This window comes from Aurantivibrio infirmus (genome assembly GCF_054767315.1).
The window spans coordinates 541,992-560,175 of sequence record NZ_BAAFSK010000003.1; the positions used below are offsets into that span (position 1 = coordinate 541,992).

Below are 18,184 nucleotides of genomic sequence, written 5' to 3' on the forward strand. Positions count from 1 at the left end.
ATCACTAACCCTAAGGCCGTATCAGCGTCCGGTAACAAGCTTCGCTATAAAGCAAATAATCAAAGCCAGCCTTATATTAAAGAAGCACGAACCAGAAAAAGATACTTTAGCTGCCGAGGGAACTACCAGCGCTGAAGAATTTCAGCCATTTCCCCAAGTTAAGAAGCAGTTTTATCAGGCGTCTCTGAAGCGCTTTTGAGGCTCTTTGTAATCGCCGAAGTTAAGCCCCCGATACTACCATAAAATCAGCAGGATAGGCAGTTTTTACGCGCACATCGCAGCCAATCTCGGTATACTTGCAAGCCTTTATAGCTATGGGCATTTTTACCGTTAAATTCCATGTTTTTCGGCAAGCAATGCCGTGATCTCGCTTGTGTTAGGTGCTGGATTCGCAATTATTACTCCGTTCTAACAGCGCCGCTAAGGAATCTTCATGTCTGGCCTACAAAACGTCGATCTTTTAATCAACGCACGCTGGATTATACCAGTCATACCTGAAGACAAGGTTTTCAAAGATTGCAGTCTCGCAATTAGCGATGGCCTTATCGTGGCTATCGTCCCAAGTGCCGAAGCACGCAAGCGTTATTCCCCGCGGGATGAAATCAACTTGCTGGATCACGCTCTCATTCCTGGTTTAATCAACACCCATGGTCACGCGGCGATGTCCTTAATGCGCGGCTTTGCCGATGACAAACCCTTAATGGATTGGCTAGAAAATCACATCTGGCCAACGGAAGCAAAATGGGTCAGTGAAGAGTTTGTTTTTGACGGCACCCAATTAGCCATGGCTGAAATGTTAAGATCCGGCACCACTTGCTTTTCAGACATGTACTTCTTTCCAGATCAAGCAGCCAAAGCGGCACAACTCGCTGGCATGCGCGCGCAAATATGTGCCCCTATTCTGGATTTTCCAAGCGCGTGGGCTCAAGACGCCGACGAGTACATCAATAAAAGCCTGAGCGTCCACGACGATTTTCGCTCAAGCGATTTAATCAATGTAGGCTTTGGTCCTCACGCCCCCTATACAGTTTCCGATGAACCACTCAAACGCATAGCGATGTTAGCCGACGAAATGCAAGCACCGGTGCAGATTCATCTGCATGAAACCGCATTCGAGGTTGAAAATGCCATTCAACAACAAGGCGTACGACCGATTGAGCGCTTACAAAAACTAAATTTATTGACGCCTCTAGTACAGTGCATCCATATGACGCAACTGATCGATGCAGATATCGAAATTTTAAAAACCACCGGCGCCCATGTTGTTCACTGCCCGGAATCAAATTTAAAACTCGCCAGTGGTTTTTGCCCAATTGGAAAATTATTTGATGCCGGCATAAATGTTGCGCTGGGAACTGACAGTGCTGCCAGCAACAATGACTTAGATTTATTTAGCGAAATGAAAACCGCAGCTTTATTGGCAAAAGCGGTTTCCAGCGACGCCACTGCTCTAGATGCACATCAAGCTTTACGGATGGCAACGATCAATGGCGCCAAGGCGATTGGTCAGGAGACCACCATAGGCAGCCTAGAACCCGGTAAAGCGGCGGATATCTGTGCGGTTCAATTAAATGATATAGAGTCCTCTCCGATTTATAATCCCGTTTCCCATTTGGTTTACACCAATATTGGCCACAAAGTTTCAGATGTTTGGGTAAACGGAAAGCGACTCCTTAACAAACGCCAGCTAACAACGCTCAATAGAGAAGAGATACTGCAAAAAACACAGCACTGGCAAGCGCAATTGAGCACGAAGAAAAATTAATAGGATTTCGAATTATGAGTAACGTTGACGCAAGTGAAATTGCAAAGTTTGAAGCCCTAGCCAGTCGGTGGTGGGACGCCGAAAGTGAATTTAAGCCACTGCATGAAATCAACCCCTTGCGTTGTAACTTTATCGACTTGCACTCTCCTGTAGCTGAGCAAGACGTGCTTGATGTCGGTTGTGGTGGCGGTTTACTTTGCGAAGGTTTAACACAACGCGGCGCTCAGGTCGTCGGTATTGATATGGGAGATGCACCCTTAAAAGTCGCACAACTCCATAGCTTAGAAAGTAAATTAACCATCGACTATCAAAAAGCTACAGCAGAAGAATTTGCCGAACGACACAGCAACGCTTTCGACATCGTAACTTGCCTAGAAATGCTAGAGCATGTTCCCGACCCTTCGGCTATCGTCAAAGCCTGCGCAGAATTAGTTAAACCCGGGGGCCACATTTATTTTTCTACTATTAACCGAAACCCAAAAGCCTACGCTTTCGCAGTAATTGGCGCGGAATACATACTTAAATTATTACCCAAGGGAACTCACGACTACGCAAAATTCATCAAACCTTCCGAATTAGCTACTTGGATTCGTAACGCAGGCTTAGAAATTCATCATATGACTGGGATGACCTACAACCCTATCACCAAGAACTACAAATTAAACCCGAATGATGTCAGCGTAAACTACATGATTCATGTCACTAAGCCGCAAGAATAAAATGTAATTATTTCTACTATACGCCATTCATTTGTCAACATTAAACAACTGAGAACTCATGAATCTAAAAGCTGTACTTTTCGACCTTGATGGTACCTTACTCGATACCGCTCCCGATTTTTACACTGTAGTAAATACCTTAAGAGAAGAGGAAAGTCTTTCACCTCTAGCCGATGAAAAAATTCGCGCTTCGGTTTCAAACGGCGCACGTGCACTCGTTGGCATGGCCTTTCAGTTAGAACGCGATGCCCCGGAATTTGATCGCCTGCATAATCGCTTACTAGAACTTTATAGCGCCAACCTTGCTGTACGGACTCGCACCTTTCCAGGCATCGATAAATGTTTGGCGTTTCTCGCCGCAAAAAATATTCCCTGGGGAATCGTCACAAACAAATCACACGCTTATACCAGGCCGATTTTAGAAGCCATGCAATTTAACCCACCACCACTCTCAATTGTTTGTCCAGAGGATGTTAACAACACTAAACCAGATGCGGAGCCACTATTACTGGCTTGTAAGCAAATGGGCTGCGAAGCGAATGAAGCTATTTATATAGGAGATCATCGCCGAGATATCGACTGTGGAAAAAATGCCGGCAGCATCACAGTTGCAGCCGCTTATGGCTATGTTGACGCAGAAGATCATGCAACCCGATGGCAGGCTGATCATCTCGCTGAAACCGCTCACGAACTCGAAGTCATCATCCAAAATTATCTATCGGAATAATATTTTATTTATGAACAATTTATCAGACGTTTTACATTATCAAGCACCTAAGGAACTACTCAAAAACAAAGTTATTCTCGTAAGCGGTGCCGGCGATGGTATTGGGCGTGTCGCTGCTCTTCAATATGCCGCCCACGGCGCTACAGTTTTGCTTTTAGGAAAAACCACGAAAAAACTCGAAAAAACCTATGACGAGATTGAACAAGCCGGTTATCCAAAAGCAGGTATCTACCCGATTAATTTTGAGGGCGCGATAGAAAAAGATTATGAAGACATGGCCGCAGCAATTGAAAAAGAATTTTCTCACCTTGATGGCATACTTCACAACGCGAGCGAACTCGGCCCGCGCACACCGCTCGCCCAATACCCAGAAGAAACCTGGAACAAAATTATTCAGGTCAATGCAACTGCACCCTTTTTAATGACAAAAGCTTTATTACCACTATTAGAACGCGCACAAAACCCTTCAGTAATTTTTACCGGATCTTCGGTAGGTTATGTTGGACGCGCATATTGGGGAGCCTATGCAGTCTCCAAGGCAGCGACAGAAAATATCATGCAAATTTTCTCGGCGGAAACCGCTGAAGCGACGACGATTCGAGTGAATAGTATCAACCCCGGAGCAGTTGGCACCAAAATGCGTGCTAGTGCTTATCCTGCAGAGGATCCGCGCACGCTTAAACAACCGATTGACATTATGCCGACTTATCTTTTTCTAATGGGAGAAGATAGTGTCGGTATTACAGGGCAACAATTTTACGCGCAAGAAAAATAAACTGATCACGATATGTTAGATTTATAAAAAAAAGCCCGCACATGGCGGGCAACAGTTAGCGTGTTAATTTTTTTTAAGAACAGCGTTGCGGCTTTAACAGTTAACGCTTTTCTGCTTCATCACCATCGCCATAAGTGCGGTTTCTGAACTCGATAGTTCGCAGCGTTTTGCTACCTCATCTTCACTCATTCCGCTCTTTAGTAGTTCGCTCGCCTTATCGAAGCTATTGAGATGACTCTGGCGGCCCGCTTCATCGATCTGCACCGCTTTTAATTTTGGTGGTGATATCTTCTGGTCGACATCGTGCTTTTTAAAGGTTTCTGACAAATGATTTTTGTTGGTCTTCGCTTGTGCGGCCTTAGCCTCAAGCGCGCGAGATGAGCTTAGCGATTGCGATTCGCCAGCAAAATCGACTTGCCCGTTAATTTTTTTCTCCAAAGAAATAATGCGCTGCCCCATTCCTATTGCACAACTCGCTGCAATCTGTAGATCATTACGCAAGCAGGTACATAACTCTTGGGTTTGTTCTAGCTCTCTTTTGTTTTTCTTAGTCAGAAAAAATAGAATGCTTAAACTAATTATCAGAACGGTCGCTAGTGATACGATCATCATTTCCAGCCCAGCTGCATAGGAGCCACCTCGCGCAACTAAAAATTCGCCGATTTGGCTACCACTATCTGCAATAGTATTTATTGTTTCGGACTCCATAGAGACATACCCTGATATTTATATACGTATAAAACAACTTAAAGGCTTTCGACCTGTTCCCACTGATCTTCAGTAAGTAATTTGTCATGTTCAATTAAAATAAGTAACTCATCATTCTTGTGACAAACACCCTGGATAAATTTTGCGTGATCATCATTGCCAACATTTGGAGCAGACTCAATTTCCGATCGTCTTAGATATACAACCTCTGCAACACTATCGACGAGTATACCGACCACATGCTTATCAGTTTCCACGATTACAATTCTCGTACTGTCCGTTACATCAACAGACTTCAAACCGAATCGATGGCGAGTGTCAATAACGGTCACCACGTTGCCGCGTAAATTAATAATGCCCAACACATATTCCGGAGCACCAGGCACTCGCGCTATCTCTGAATATCTGAGCACTTCTTGCACGTGCATTACATTGATACCGTAAGTCTCGCCATCAAGATGAAAAGTCACCCATTGCTGTATGGCGTCATCGTCTGCTTCGATGTCTGCTGCAATATTACTTCCGGTCATTCCAGGCTACCCTCACATCACTTCGTCAAATTATTGACAGATTAGAAATATCTTTCGTGAATCATTACGTTAAAGTCTGATAAAACTAGCTTCCTCATTTAACTGTAGCTCGCATTTCACTTTTACTATTACTTTTTTTGACTAAAAAACATTCTCCAAGATAACTACTTTGCGAGCAGTCTTAGATTGCGAAGCGATAATTTTCTTTGCCAAAAAAATACCACCAAGGATTCAATGAATTACTTGTAGCAGCATTTGTGCCAGCGAGATGAGAATTAATACGTTTCTAATTAGTTGCTCTGGGTAAATCGGGATCGTTGGTAAATAGCAGGCCACCGTTATCTAACTGTATTGGCGTTATCGACGATTCTTCTTCAGCCTCAGGCACCGCTTCCGCCTCGACTCCAAGTTCTTGTTGCGGAACTTGCTCAGCGATTTCATCTGTATTATCGACTATAGAATCTACATTATTTTGTGTCGGAATCTCTTCTAGTGAAGATTCGCTGAAAGGGACATCTTGTGCGATTTCGCCAATCGCATTCTCAACATCTTGTTCGCTTTGAATTTTCGGCCGCTCTGCCGCTTGTTTTGAAATCATCAACACGACTCGACGATTTAAACTGCGGCCCTCCGCTGTAGAGTTATCAGCTTTTGGTCGGAACTCGCCGTAACCAACCGCCGACAAACGATAAGGATCAACGCCATTATTAGCTAATAATTTAACAACCGAAGCGGATCGTGCCGAAGATAATTCCCAATTGCTTTTAAAGCGTCGATTATTGATAGGCACGTTGTCGGTAAAACCTTCTACTTGAACAGGGTTTTCAAACTTCGACAACATGCCGGCCATTTCTTCAAATATTGCTCGTGCTTGTAAACTAGGGTCAGAATTACCGCTGGGGAATAAAATATTCGAATTTAATTCCAGCTCAAGCCACAGCTCATTGCCCGTTACTGTCAGCAGATTGTCCTTAACCAAGTCTGCAAATTGTTCTGAGAATGCATCTGAAAGTTCATCGAGATCTGCAACATTATTGTTGCTACTAGTGGCGTCTACATCTGTGCTAACGCTACCGGCGGTCTTGTGTCCATCACCCGATCTATAGGTTTCAATCGCGCTAGGATCTGCAGACAAGCTCGGCGTACCGACCTGAATAGGTTTTATCGCAGACTGGGGAACATCGAACGCTTCAAGTAATGTACTCGATAACACTCGATACTTACCTTCATTAACTTGTGAGATCGAATACATCACCACGAAAAAGGCGAATAACAAGGTCACGAAATCCGAATAGGAAACCAACCATCTATCATGGTTTACATCGAAATTTATGGTTGATCTACGACGCATAGCGTTTGGCCAGGATCATGGACTTAAGGCAAATATCCATTCAGTTTCATTTCTATCACCCGCGGATTTTCACCTTCCGCAATAGCAATGATGCCTTCGATAACCAATTCACGAAATTGTGATTGCTGACTAATGCACATCTTCAATTTATTCGCGATGGGAATAAGTAATAAATTTGCAAACGCAACACCGTAAATTGTTGCAACGAAAGCGATCGCAATACCTGGCCCCAATTCGTTCGGGTCGGCAAGATTACGCATGACGTGAATCAACCCAATAACGGCTCCAATAATTCCGATTGTCGGCGCATAACCACCCATACTTTCGTAAAATCGAATCGCATCTTGATCCCGCTGCTCGGCAATATATAAGTCGCTTTCCATAACCCGGCGAATGGATTCAGGCTCACTGCCATCAACCAACATTTGCAAACCTTTGCGAGCAAACTGGTCTTTCTCTGTTTCCGCGATGGCTTCGAGGCCAAGCAGACCTTCTTTTCTTGCCGACATCGACCAATTGACAATTTTTTTTATTCCGCTTTCGAACAATATTGCCGGAGGACGCAACACCCAAGAGAAAATATTGAGCGCACGACGCAAAGTGGTCTTTGGTGTTTGCAACATTGCGGCACCGAATGTACCACCAAAAACGATAATGGCAGCCGGGCCGTTTACTAGAGATTGCCAAGAGCCGCCCTCTAGTAAGTTTCCTCCTAGTAGCGCGCCAAAACCGAGGAGCACGCCAATTAACGTCAAAATATCCATGGTTCGCAGTGGTTTCCTATTGAGATATTGAATGTTGCTTTCAATTCATAGCGCTACAAAGCGTCATTTTTTTAACGCATTCGCCGAACTTAGGTATTTTTGCAATAACTATTCCAAAACGAAAAGCGAGGCGGTTTTTAGCGGAGCGCTATACAGCGAATGCGTAATTAGCTGCCAGCGGCACGGAGTTGTCGAACCGGGAAGGCGCGAAGTATTTGATCAGGGATATTCGAGAGAGAAACAATTTTATCTGAGAGCTTTTGTTTTTGAACGGCCATTGGCATTCCAAAAATAACGCTGCTGCCCTCATCCTGCGACCAGACTGTGCCACCTTGTGATTTTAACAATCTCGCTCCATCACAACCGTCGTTACCCATGCCCGTCAGAATAATTGCTAAAGCCGAGGCACCGTAGGTTTTGGCCGCCGAACCGAAAGTGATATCAATGGAAGGCTGATAGGTAACGCGCTCGTCGCCGGGGATTACTTTAACTCTCAATTTATTACTCGCATCGATCATCATTTGCATCGAGCCTGGCGCTAACAAAGCCAACCCTGGGCGTAGTGAATCCTTATCTTCAGCTTGCTTCACATCAATATTACAAATACGGTTTAAACGCTCCGCGAAGGCCTGCGTAAATGTCGCAGGCATATGTTGAATAATGATAATAGGCACGGGAAAATTTTTAGGTAACTGAGAAAGTATTTGCGTAATAGCAACCGGACCACCGGTAGAAGCTCCAATTGCTAATAGTTCATATTTTTTATACTGCGTATCAGGGCGAACGCTAGAACTTCTTTCTGCAACCAGTTTCGCGGTTTCAATTGTCGGTTCTGGCTTGGCTTCTGATTTGGTTTTTGCTGATGGCTTATCAACTGTTGGAGAAAAAGCTCGTACCCGGTGGGTTCGAACAATATCAAGCAAGCGTTGATGAATCTTACGTTTTAATTCTGCGGAATTTTGAGAAACCTCTGCAAAATCTTTCGGTATAAAATCGACTGCACCCGCTTCCAAAGCATCAAGCGTTATCTTAGCGCCTTCATAAGTCATCGAGGAAAACATTAAGATAGGCACCGGACGATGGGCCATAATTTCACGAATCGCAGAAATACCATTGAGTACCGGCATTTCATAATCCATAGAAATAATATCTGGATTTAACGAGATCGCTTTGTTAACGGCTTCGCGACCATTAATGGCTACATCGATAACTTCTAAATCTGGATGTTCGTTAATGATTTCCTTTAATCGACGCTGAAAAAAACCCGAGTCGTCGACGACCAATACCTTGTAGGCCAAATTACCACTCCCTTTTTTCGTTTAGCCAAGAAATTGGCTAGCAAAGAAATTCTTATTAAGCTGTACCCGCGTATTGTTTTAGCATTCCCGGCACATCGAGAATCAAAGCAATAGACCCATTACCTGTTATTGTTGCGCCAGCCATTCCTGGTGTTCCTTGCAGCATTTTTCCAAGCGGCTTGATCACCACTTCTTCTTGTCCGATTAAGTCATCAACGACGAAACCGACTCTCATGCTTCCCACTGAAACAATAACGACGTGAGAAAACGAAAGATCACTGACATCACTGGGTTTACTTACCAACCAGCGTTTTAAATGAAAAATTGGCACAGCCCTATCGCGAATCGTTACACATTCTTGGCCATCGACGACATGAGTTCGCGTTAGGTCCATATGAAAAATTTCGTTAACGCTTACCAATGGCAGTGCAAAGGTTTGGTCTTCTAAGAGAATCATTAGTGTCGGCATGATCGCCAAGGTGAGCGGAACTTTAATGGTTAAGCTAGTGCCCTCACCAACAGTGGAATCGATATCTAGCAAACCGTTTAACTGTGTGATTTTTGTCTTGACCACATCCATGCCAACGCCACGTCCCGACACGTCTGAAATATCCGTTTTAGTTGAAAAGCCTGGAGCAAATATTAAATCAAAAGCTTCTTTATCCGTTAAACGTGCGGCCGCGTCTGCATCCATTATGTGTTTTTCCACGGCTTTTCGACGTAAAAAATCCGGATCCATACCAGCGCCATCATCGGTAATTGATAACAGAATATGATCGCCTTCCTGTCTCGCGTCGAGTACGACCTTACCGACTCGACTCTTACCAGCCCGCTCTCGCACCTCTGGCATTTCAATGCCATGATCAGCCGCATTACGCACTAAGTGGATCAATGGATCTGCGAGGGCCTCGACAAGATTTTTATCCAAATCTGTATCTTCGCCCTTGAGCTGTAAAGAAATTTCTTTATTTAAACTACGAGCGAGATCACGAACCACTCGCGGAAAGCGACCAAATACTTTTCGAATTGGTTGCATTCGCGTTTTCATGACTTCGCTTTGTAAATCTCCGGTCACAACATCTAACAAACTAACCGCTTTTGTTAACTCTTCGTCATTTCGATTACTTCCTAATCTCACCAAACGATTTCGAACCAAGACTAATTCACCAACCATATTCATGATGTCGTCAAGGCGCTGTGTATCAACTCGAACCGTTACATCAGTACCGCCTCGGGCAGAAGATTTTGTCGCCACATCTTTGCTTTTGTCTTTAACCGACGCGCTGGCGGGGCTCGAACTAAGTTTTGGCTTCTGAATTTCTTCAGTGACTTTTGGCGGAGATTTTAATTCCGACACATCCTTAGCGGGGAGGCCAATATTCCTCGGAGCTGATGTCTGGCGCTCTGGTTTTTTTGGACTCATTTTTGAGGGTTCAATTATCGAGGATTCAGCATTACCTGGGCTTTCAATTGCCGCTTTGTTCTCTACAGGCTTTTCACCAACGCCATGCAGCTGATCTAATAAATCTTCGAATTCGTCTTCGGTAATTGTGTCTGAATCACTTTGAGAATACGTTTTGGAGGGCTCATTTATTTTTCCCGGTGCCTTTCCCGAACCATGAAGTTCATCAAGAAGGTCTTCAAACTCGCTATCTGAAATATCTAAGCTTACAGGTTCTGTTTTAGCTTTTTGACTACTACTTTTTTTACTGCCATCTTGCTCATTACCAGCAGATTCTTGATCACTGACGGGCGCTTCTTGCACATTCTCAACGCTGGACTCTTTGGCAATCGTTGGCGCTTTTCCCTTCCCATGGAGCGCGTCTAACAATGCTTCAAATTCATCTTCCGCTATATCATCGGGTTCATCGTCGCTGGTACTTACTTTATCTTTTGCAGCTTCTCCAACACTTTGGGTTTCGCCTTCAGGGCTTTTACTAGAAGTTTCTGTAACGCTTTCAACAGGCTCAGGCGCATCGGTGCCATCAACTAATTTGCTTAGGGCGGTAAATAATAGTGGGTCTGCCGGTTCTGGCGTTTGCGAATTGGAAATTTGGTCAAACTGGAGATTGACAGAGTCCAACACTTTCAGGACGACATCCATCAAGTTTGTAGTGACTTTACGCTTGCCCGTTCGGAGAACATCAAACAAGTTTTCGGTAACATGACAAATTTCAACCATGGTATCGAATTGTAAAAACCCGGCTCCGCCTTTAACAGTATGAAATCCGCGAAAAATAGCGTTGAGTAACTCAACGTCATCTGGTCGTTGCTCTAAGTCAACTAATTGTTCCGACAATAACTCAAGAATTTCGCCAACTTCTAGCAAAAAATCCTGGAGTATCTCTTCGTCGTCAGAAAAGCTCATGATTATCCTTTAAAAACCTAAGCTCGACAAAAGCTCGTCTACTTCATCCTGCCCCGAGACCACATCAGAATGTTTTCCGGGATGAATTTGCGGACCAAAACCTTCATTTAAATTACCGCGAATTTTCGATTTACTACCTTCAATATTTAATGAGTCCTCACCTTTTTTGGCATTTACCTCATTAGAACATTGTCCAGAATCTACCAAAAGTTGCCCTTTATTTTCCTCATTCGGATGAAGACCAGCGACTAACTCCACATGACTCGCCATAGTCACCAAATTCACTAGGTTATCCTCAAGCTCTTTTACCAAAGCAATCACACGCTTCAGCACCTGTCCTGATAAGTCTTGAAAGCCCTGTTCCATAACGATATTTTGCATATTGGTATTTAATTGCTTTGAGCCCGCACAGAGATCTTGTAAAAAACCATCGACTCTGCCAAACAATTCGACGAAATCTTTTTTGTTCATCTCGCGCCTGCGAATTCGCGACCATTCGGACAGCAAAACTTCGGCCTCTTCACCCAGCGTGGCCGCAATTGGTGCAGACTCTTCAACCATATCCATGGTTCGATTCGCTGCCTTTTCCGTCATATCCATCACGTAACTAAGTCGATCAGATGCATCCTTAATTTCTGAAGGTTTATTTTGTGGGAATTCAATTTTTAAATTCCCATCGACATTGAAATCAACAATCGCGCTATGCAATCCTCGCGTTAATTGCCCAACGGCGATATAAACATGTTCATCTCGCCCCTGAATCAGCTTGTTGATGGTCATTGCCGCTTCGTGATGTAAATCATTTTGCAGCAATTCGATAATATGTTCTGAGCAATCTTTCAGCGCGTTTGCTAAACCCAAGTCACCCATATTTTTTACACGTATACCCATTTTTATAATCCGAAACAGCTTTAGGTCGCTTCAATTCTTTCGAAAATTTTGTCAATTTTTTCCTTTAGGGTTTGTGCGGTGAAAGGTTTAACAACATAGCCGTTAACACCCGCTTGCGCTGCTTCAACTATTTGATCTCGCTTCGCTTCCGCCGTTACCATCAAGGTTGGTAACGATGCCAGCGAACTATCTGAACGGATTTTTTTCAGTAAATCGATGCCCGACATGCCAGGCATATTCCAATCGGTGACTAGAAAATCATAATCTCCGTCTTTCAGAAGCGGCAAGGCGGAAGTACCATCATCTGCCTCATGGGTATTATTAAAACCCAAGTCACGTAGCAAATTTTTAATTATCCTCCGCATTGTCGAAAAATCATCGACAATTAGGATTTTCATGTTCTTGTCCAAAACTTCCTCCATCTTGCCTGACATGGGTGAATGTGTAACATGTTCAAGCAGATCAAACCTATTATCAAAAATTACTACCGTGTTTTTTTACCATTCGCTATTTACCGAAGCCAAGTAAATTTCGCATACCTTAAATCGTTACTTGCCAATCAATCAGTCGGGCACGCAAACGACTTGCCGCTTGACTATGGATTTGGCTAACGCGAGATTCACTAACGCCTATCACCTCGCCTATCTCTTTTAAATTGAGTTCCTCATCATAATAAAGCGCCAGAACGAGTCTCTCTCGCTCGGGTAATTGAGAGATTGCTTGCGCCAGTGACTCTTTCAAGGATTGTTTCTGCACACCTTCAAAGGGACTAATTAAAGGCTCACTTAAATGGTTATAGTCCACTTCTCCATTTTCTTCATTGTATGTTTCTTCAAAACTATACAATTTGCTGGAGGCGCTATCTTGCAACATCGCGTAGTAGTCTTCTAAAGACAGCTCTAATTCTTCCGCAATTTGCTGATCACTGGCATCGCGGCCAGTACGAGCCTCAATGCGACTGATAGCCTCAGACATTTTTCGACCATTTCGATGTACCGATCGAGGCACCCAATCCCCGCGACGCATTTCATCAACAATCGCCCCGCGTATGCGTATTCCAGCATAGGTTTCAAAACTCGCGCCTTTACTCGCATCATATTTTTTTGCTGCTTCCAGTAGACCAATCATCCCCGCCTGAATCAGATCATCAACTTGAACACACGGCGGCATCCTCATCATCATATGGTGGGAAATACGTTTCACTAGGGATGCATATTCTTCTACATTGATCTCGCTTTGTTGAACAGCGGATTTATTGTAGATGTCTACGCTGTCGGCACCCATCATCATCAAAAGCTCGCACTCGCAGCAGGTTGCTGTAATAAATTTTCAACAAAGAACTCTAGATGACCACTCGGAGATTGTGGGACTGGCCATTCAATAACTTTTTGTGCGATCGATCGAATCGATTGCGAAGCTCGGCAACGGGGAGAAAACTCCAATAAAGGTTTTTGTTTTTGAACCGCTAGGCGAACATTCTCATCAAAGGGAATATGTCCTACATAATCCAAGCTGACATCAAGATAGGATTCACACACTTGATTTAACTTGCGAAACAACTGACTACCTTCTTGCGCGCTGCGAGTCATATTCGCTACCACGCGAATTCTAAACATACCTTGCTCTTTATTGAGTAATTTAATTAAGGCATAAGCGTCTGTTATCGAAGAAGGCTCATCACATACGACAACGATTACTTCGTGACTTGCTCTGACAAAATTAATAACGGAATCGGAAATTCCAGCGGCGGTATCAACGATCATAATATCCAGTTGATCGCTTAGCTCAGTAAAGCCGTTGATTAAAGCGGCCTGCTCATGCGCGTTCAATCCCGCCATTCGTGCTACGCCGGATGACGCTGGTACGATACGAATACCACCAGGGCCGTTAACCATAACTTCACGCATTGTGGCTTCGCCAGAGATAACGTCAGCCAAAGTTTTTTTAGGCTTTAAGCCCAAAAGAATATCGACATTGGCTAAACCAAGGTCAGCATCAAATAGCAACACTCGGCGTTGTTGCTCGGCTAATGCCATGCTCAAATTAACGGACAAATTTGTTTTGCCGACGCCGCCTTTGCCACCCGTTACTGCGATGACCTGTATTGGTCGAGAGTGGTTCACTGATAACTCCTCTGCTTATTCAAATTCTAAATTTCAGTTCTAATGAAAAGACCTGAAGCGTAATACTGTTATTTTTAGCGCAATCGCCTTGTGAATGACCAAAATCAAAGGACCCTACTGTTCAACCAAAAGAAAAATAACCACCCTTTTTTTGAGTATAGACTGAATCCCTATTTCATCTTTATACCTACACCAATAAACCCAGCTATTTGGTTATTTACAGAGCCTTAGTTATAAGCAAATCGTTGGGGTCCAGTATTATCTCGCTTTGCCGGTTTGTTCGACGTAGGACCGTGCTTGTTTTCGCCGGAATCTTGGTTTGCTTTTTTAAACAACGACACAGCGAAGGTAATTAAGTTATGCGAACGCGCGACGCCAATATGACGAGTAAAATCGCGACCATCGGTATAGTAGGAAACTGGAATTTTTTCGTGCATCACAACACCTAGGGTTTCCCCCAGAGAAATTGTTTCGTCGAGCTTAGTGAGAATGCAGCCAGATAAACCTACATTTTTATAGGCGTGTACAGAAGCTTTCAACACTTGAGTTTGCGCATTGCTCGCCATCACTAAATAATTTTTAAGGTGGGAAAATCCACGGAGTTTTGCGAGCTGCTGCTTCAACTCAGCATCCCCTTGCCGCAAGCCCGCGGTATCGATGAGAACCAACTTGTAATCACAACAATCGAGCATCACTTGGGAGAGCGTATTCGTTTCGTTAACGTGGTGAACTTCAATGCCAAGAATTTTTCCGACCCGTCGCAACTGCTCAACCCCAGCCATGCTTTGATTGTCCGTGCTAATCAACGCTACACCTTCAGCACCGTGTTTAAGGACATAACGAGCTGCGAGTTTGGCAACGGTTGTGGTTTTCCCTGCTCCCGCCGATCCAACAAAAGAAAAAAATCCGCCGCCATCAACCACATCGTTCGACGTCGTCGGCAAACGATGCGCGAGGGTCGCTAGCGCCTGCGCCCATCCATCGGCCAAACTGGACCTTAATTTCAAACGCGAGGTACATTTCACAATATCATCTTGAGGGATGCCCATATTTTCTAGGCGTTTTGCAATTGTCGTATGAACGGTATTGCTTACAGACAATGTGTTGAGATTATTTGTAGCATTAATTTGGGCTCCGTTCCCAGCGTTTGATTGACCGAGCTGAGATAACTGCAATTGCAGTAACTCGCGCATATCGAGTATTTCTTCGCGCAGCGCATTTAATTGGCGGTCTTCCTTCGCTTGTCGTTTCGACTTAGCGGCGGTAATGTCTTTTTTACGTGTCGCAGAATCAGTAGATTCAGGTCGACTGATTTGCGAATCATTGGTTTTAACTTGAACAAATTGCGAAGGATCAAAATTAAGTGAAACATTCACATTCCCGGGTTCGTAATTAAAACTTGCCAAACGAAACTCTTGTTGCTGAGAAATGTTTTTAAGGCGTTCCGCCTCAAGGGATTTATCAAGCTCGGATTCGTTAAACCTTTTTTCAACAACGGCACTTTCGAGAGATTTTTTACTTCTATCAGCAGGCTTAGCTAAATCGATATTCAGTGAATTTTCCCGCGCCCATGCCGCATCACTTGGTAATGGTTTCGATTGCTCTTCGCCACTTTCTGACCGTTTAAATTTCGACAACAACTGTTGATTCAGTGATGACATTGCAGAACCGATCTCTCGTTTATTTTTTTTGACCACGCTATTGGCATCGCCGCCTTGGAAGGGAGAGTCATAACTGGTGAGCACCTCAACACCGCCCTCGGTTCTGCCGCTGGAGAGAATAATGGCGTCCGGGCCCATGTCTTGTCGCACCAGTTCCAATGCTCTGCGCATATCAGCTGCTACAAATCGTTTTACTTGCATAACCCTACTCCTCTAACACCCGGTTCTAAATTCATCTCGATGTTAATAATCACTCTATGACTTCTCGGCGTCATCACTGATCACCAATGTTGGCGTCAATATTTAGACGCTTGTTATCTGGCACTTCGCTGTAAGCAAGGACAAAACCGTCTGGCACACTAAGGCGAACAAATTTAGCCAACATCACTCGCAATGGCGCCGCCACTAGCAATACGACGGGTTTTCCCGCGGCTTGTTGTTTTTCCGCCGCTTTCGTTACCGAGTCTCGCAAACGCTGGGCGAGTGATGGTTCAATGAACGCACTGTCTTCAGCGCCATTATTTTGTGCTTGCTGAATTGACTGGAGCAATATCTGTTCCAGCTCAGGCTTTAAGGTGATAACCGAAAGTTCGTCTTCAGACCCAACAATGTTTTGAACGATCTGTCTCGACAGCGCTATACGTGCTGCGGCTGTTAGTGCGCCGATGTCTTGGTTCTTAGTACTATGAGCCGCAAGCGCTTCACAGATGGTGCGCATATCACGAATGGAAACCTGCTCTTTTAATAAATTTTGTAAAACTTTCAACAGCACATTTAAGCTGAGAGTATTTGGAACCAACTCTTCAACTAATTTTGGTGAGGATTTCGCGAGCAAATCTAGGAGGTGCTGGACATCTTCATGGCCCAATAATTCGTAGGCGTGTTTCTGCAATATTTGATTGAGATGCGTTGCCACAACAGTACTCGCATCTACGACCGTATAACCAAGTGTTTGCGCGTTATCTTTTTGACTGGATTCAATCCATACCGCCTCTAAACCAAAAGCGGGATCAGTAGTTTTAATGCCTTCTAGCTTGCCAAATACTTGGCCAGGATTTATCGCCAAATCTCTATCAGGATGTATATCTGCTTCACCCAAGGTCACACCCATCAACGTTAATCGATAGACCGTAGGTGTGAGATCAAGGTTGTCCCGAATATGCACAGAAGGAACCAAGAACCCCACTTGCTGTGATAATTTTTTCCGAACACCTTTAATTCGCCCCAATAACTCACCGCCCTGATTTTTATCGACTAAAGGAATTAAGCGATAGCCTACTTCAAGTCCAATCATGTCTACTGGGGTAACATCGTCCCAAGTGATATCTTTCAAGTCCTCGGCAGGTGTTTCGATTTTTTCCGCGCGTAAGGTAGGTCCTGCACTTGAGGATGATCCGCTCGGTGATTGCCGACGTGAAAAATGTTGTTCTGGTTCTTCATCGACAATTTCCGGTAAGGCATGCTTCCGCGCAATAAAATAAGCCAAACCGCCGGTTAAAAACGCGAGCCCTAAAAAGGCAACATGGGGCATGCCTGGTATGATGCCCATAATAAATAATATTCCCGACGCAATTGACAATGCTTTAGGAGAGTCAAACATTTGCGTCATTACTTGATTACGTAATTCTTCAGCGCTGTTGACACGCGTCACTAATATCGCTGCGGAAGTTGATAGCAACAGCGAAGGAATTTGCGCAACCAAACCATCACCAATGGTTAGCAAAATGTATTTTTCCAAAGCGTCGGAAAAATCTAACTCATGCTGCACCATTCCAACAGTAAGACCACCGATAATATTAATAACTAAGATTAAAATCCCCGCTATCGCATCGCCTCGCACGAATTTACTCGCACCATCCATTGCGCCGTAAAAATCTGCTTCATTCGCAACGTCTGCACGCCGCTCTCGTGCCTCATCTTGCTCTATTAGCCCTGCATTTAAATCGGCGTCAATGGCCATTTGTTTGCCCGGCATCGCATCCAAGGTAAAACGCGCACTCACTTCCGAAATTCTACCCGCGCCTTTCGTAACCACCGCAAAATTAATAATCATCAAAATAATGAAGACTACTAAACCAACGGCGTAGTTACCGCCAATCACAACTTCGCCAAAAGATTGAATAACTTTACCCGCCGCATCACCTCCGTTGTGGCCTTCGAGCAATACCACACGAGTAGAAGCGACGTTCAATGCGAGACGAAACAATGTCGCAACCAAGAGAATGGTTGGGAATACCGCGAAATCTAATGGGCGCAAGGTGTAGATGCCAACCAACAGAACGACGATCGACAAGGCAATGTTAAAAGAAAAGAAGCCATCTAGCAGAAAGGCTGGCATGGGTAAGATCATCATTCCCATCAGCATGATGACCATTAGAGGTATACCCAGGTTTCCCTTGCTAGCAATACGCAAATTGCGGAAAAAATTACCGCCGTTAGTCGATCCAAATTGCCCTGCTGAAGAACTTGCCATAAAACGCTTTACCCGAGCCGTCAAATTATTA

Annotated in this window: 16 protein-coding genes; 4 read left to right on the forward strand and 12 right to left on the reverse strand. The window is 44.3% G+C overall.

Annotated features, from left to right (window positions below; translation table 11 throughout):
* The first annotated feature begins 433 nt into the window (after positions 1 to 433).
* From ACYUCY_RS09165 to ACYUCY_RS09180, 4 genes are read left to right on the forward strand one after another with little or no spacing between them, the layout of a single operon-like run.
* Positions 434 to 1,765, forward strand: a complete 1,332-nt coding sequence (locus ACYUCY_RS09165; protein ID WP_460226168.1) for a TRZ/ATZ family hydrolase — start codon at positions 434 to 436, stop codon at positions 1,763 to 1,765.
* A 14-nt stretch (positions 1,766 to 1,779) separates the two neighbouring features.
* The gene (ubiG, locus tag ACYUCY_RS09170) at positions 1,780 to 2,484 is read left to right on the forward strand and encodes a bifunctional 2-polyprenyl-6-hydroxyphenol methylase/3-demethylubiquinol 3-O-methyltransferase UbiG (protein ID WP_460226169.1); all 705 of its coding nucleotides are present in this window, start codon (positions 1,780 to 1,782) and stop codon (positions 2,482 to 2,484) included.
* Between the two features lie 58 nt (positions 2,485 to 2,542).
* Positions 2,543 to 3,211: an HAD family hydrolase gene (locus tag ACYUCY_RS09175; protein ID WP_460226170.1), complete on the forward strand. Its 669-nt coding sequence runs from the start codon at positions 2,543 to 2,545 to the stop codon at positions 3,209 to 3,211.
* A 10-nt stretch (positions 3,212 to 3,221) separates the two neighbouring features.
* Positions 3,222 to 3,986: a YciK family oxidoreductase gene (locus ACYUCY_RS09180; RefSeq protein ID WP_460226171.1), complete on the forward strand. Its 765-nt coding sequence runs from the start codon at positions 3,222 to 3,224 to the stop codon at positions 3,984 to 3,986.
* A 93-nt stretch (positions 3,987 to 4,079) separates the two neighbouring features.
* Here ACYUCY_RS09180 and ACYUCY_RS09185 read toward each other — a convergent pair whose 3' ends face one another.
* From ACYUCY_RS09185 to flhA, 12 genes are all read right to left on the reverse strand, one after another.
* Positions 4,080 to 4,694 (reverse strand): hypothetical protein, encoded by a 615-nt coding sequence (locus ACYUCY_RS09185; RefSeq protein WP_460226172.1) that lies wholly within the window; start codon positions 4,692 to 4,694, stop codon positions 4,080 to 4,082.
* Positions 4,695 to 4,732: 38 nt separating this feature from the next.
* Positions 4,733 to 5,224, reverse strand: coding sequence for a chemotaxis protein CheW (locus tag ACYUCY_RS09190; RefSeq protein WP_460226173.1), 492 nt, complete (start codon positions 5,222 to 5,224; stop codon positions 4,733 to 4,735).
* 286 nt (positions 5,225 to 5,510) lie between these two features.
* A complete protein-coding gene (gene motD, locus ACYUCY_RS09195) occupies positions 5,511 to 6,575 on the reverse strand; it encodes a flagellar motor protein MotD (RefSeq protein ID WP_460226174.1) in 1,065 nt (354 codons plus the stop codon).
* Positions 6,576 to 6,598: 23 nt separating this feature from the next.
* Positions 6,599 to 7,339, reverse strand: coding sequence for a flagellar motor protein (locus ACYUCY_RS09200; RefSeq protein ID WP_460226175.1), 741 nt, complete (start codon positions 7,337 to 7,339; stop codon positions 6,599 to 6,601).
* Positions 7,340 to 7,506: 167 nt separating this feature from the next.
* On the reverse strand, positions 7,507 to 8,637 hold the full coding sequence (locus ACYUCY_RS09205; protein WP_460226176.1) for a protein-glutamate methylesterase/protein-glutamine glutaminase: 1,131 nt from the start codon (positions 8,635 to 8,637) through the stop codon (positions 7,507 to 7,509).
* Between the two features lie 55 nt (positions 8,638 to 8,692).
* The gene (locus tag ACYUCY_RS09210; protein WP_460226177.1) at positions 8,693 to 11,005 is read right to left on the reverse strand and encodes a chemotaxis protein CheA; all 2,313 of its coding nucleotides are present in this window, start codon (positions 11,003 to 11,005) and stop codon (positions 8,693 to 8,695) included.
* A 9-nt stretch (positions 11,006 to 11,014) separates the two neighbouring features.
* Complete coding sequence (locus ACYUCY_RS09215; RefSeq protein WP_460226178.1) at positions 11,015 to 11,896, reverse strand: protein phosphatase CheZ; 882 nt, start codon at positions 11,894 to 11,896, stop codon at positions 11,015 to 11,017.
* Between the two features lie 20 nt (positions 11,897 to 11,916).
* Positions 11,917 to 12,306, reverse strand: a complete 390-nt coding sequence (gene cheY / locus ACYUCY_RS09220) for a chemotaxis response regulator CheY (protein WP_460226179.1) — start codon at positions 12,304 to 12,306, stop codon at positions 11,917 to 11,919.
* 130 nt (positions 12,307 to 12,436) lie between these two features.
* Positions 12,437 to 13,180 (reverse strand): RNA polymerase sigma factor FliA, encoded by a 744-nt coding sequence (locus ACYUCY_RS09225; RefSeq protein ID WP_460226233.1) that lies wholly within the window; start codon positions 13,178 to 13,180, stop codon positions 12,437 to 12,439.
* 5 nt (positions 13,181 to 13,185) lie between these two features.
* A complete protein-coding gene (locus ACYUCY_RS09230; RefSeq protein WP_460226180.1) occupies positions 13,186 to 14,019 on the reverse strand; it encodes a MinD/ParA family ATP-binding protein in 834 nt (277 codons plus the stop codon).
* Positions 14,020 to 14,246: 227 nt separating this feature from the next.
* The gene (locus ACYUCY_RS09235) at positions 14,247 to 15,881 is read right to left on the reverse strand and encodes a flagellar biosynthesis protein FlhF (RefSeq protein ID WP_460226181.1); all 1,635 of its coding nucleotides are present in this window, start codon (positions 15,879 to 15,881) and stop codon (positions 14,247 to 14,249) included.
* A gap of 73 nt (positions 15,882 to 15,954) precedes the next feature.
* Positions 15,955 to 18,153 carry a flagellar biosynthesis protein FlhA gene (flhA, locus tag ACYUCY_RS09240; RefSeq protein WP_460226234.1) on the reverse strand — a complete coding sequence of 733 codons (2,199 nt, stop codon included), beginning with the start codon at positions 18,151 to 18,153 and terminating at the stop codon, positions 15,955 to 15,957.
* Positions 18,154 to 18,184 lie beyond the last annotated feature (31 nt).

Coding starts and splice junctions, on each gene's coding strand:
- ACYUCY_RS09185 (WP_460226172.1), bottom strand. CDS start 4,694: ATGGAGTCCGAAACAATAAATACTATTGCAGATAGTGGTAGCCAAATC.
- ACYUCY_RS09190 (WP_460226173.1), bottom strand. CDS start 5,224: ATGACCGGAAGTAATATTGCAGCAGACATCGAAGCAGACGATGACGCC.
- ACYUCY_RS09200 (WP_460226175.1), bottom strand. CDS start 7,339: ATGGATATTTTGACGTTAATTGGCGTGCTCCTCGGTTTTGGCGCGCTA.
- ACYUCY_RS09215 (WP_460226178.1), bottom strand. CDS start 11,896: ATGGGTATACGTGTAAAAAATATGGGTGACTTGGGTTTAGCAAACGCG.
- ACYUCY_RS09175 (WP_460226170.1), top strand. CDS start 2,543: ATGAATCTAAAAGCTGTACTTTTCGACCTTGATGGTACCTTACTCGAT.
- ACYUCY_RS09225 (WP_460226233.1), bottom strand. CDS start 13,180: ATGGGTGCCGACAGCGTAGACATCTACAATAAATCCGCTGTTCAACAA.
- ACYUCY_RS09235 (WP_460226181.1), bottom strand. CDS start 15,881: ATGCAAGTAAAACGATTTGTAGCAGCTGATATGCGCAGAGCATTGGAA.
- motD (WP_460226174.1), bottom strand. CDS start 6,575: ATGCGTCGTAGATCAACCATAAATTTCGATGTAAACCATGATAGATGG.
- ACYUCY_RS09165 (WP_460226168.1), top strand. CDS start 434: ATGTCTGGCCTACAAAACGTCGATCTTTTAATCAACGCACGCTGGATT.
- ubiG (WP_460226169.1), top strand. CDS start 1,780: ATGAGTAACGTTGACGCAAGTGAAATTGCAAAGTTTGAAGCCCTAGCC.
- flhA (WP_460226234.1), bottom strand. CDS start 18,153: ATGGCAAGTTCTTCAGCAGGGCAATTTGGATCGACTAACGGCGGTAAT.
- ACYUCY_RS09210 (WP_460226177.1), bottom strand. CDS start 11,005: ATGAGCTTTTCTGACGACGAAGAGATACTCCAGGATTTTTTGCTAGAA.
- ACYUCY_RS09180 (WP_460226171.1), top strand. CDS start 3,222: ATGAACAATTTATCAGACGTTTTACATTATCAAGCACCTAAGGAACTA.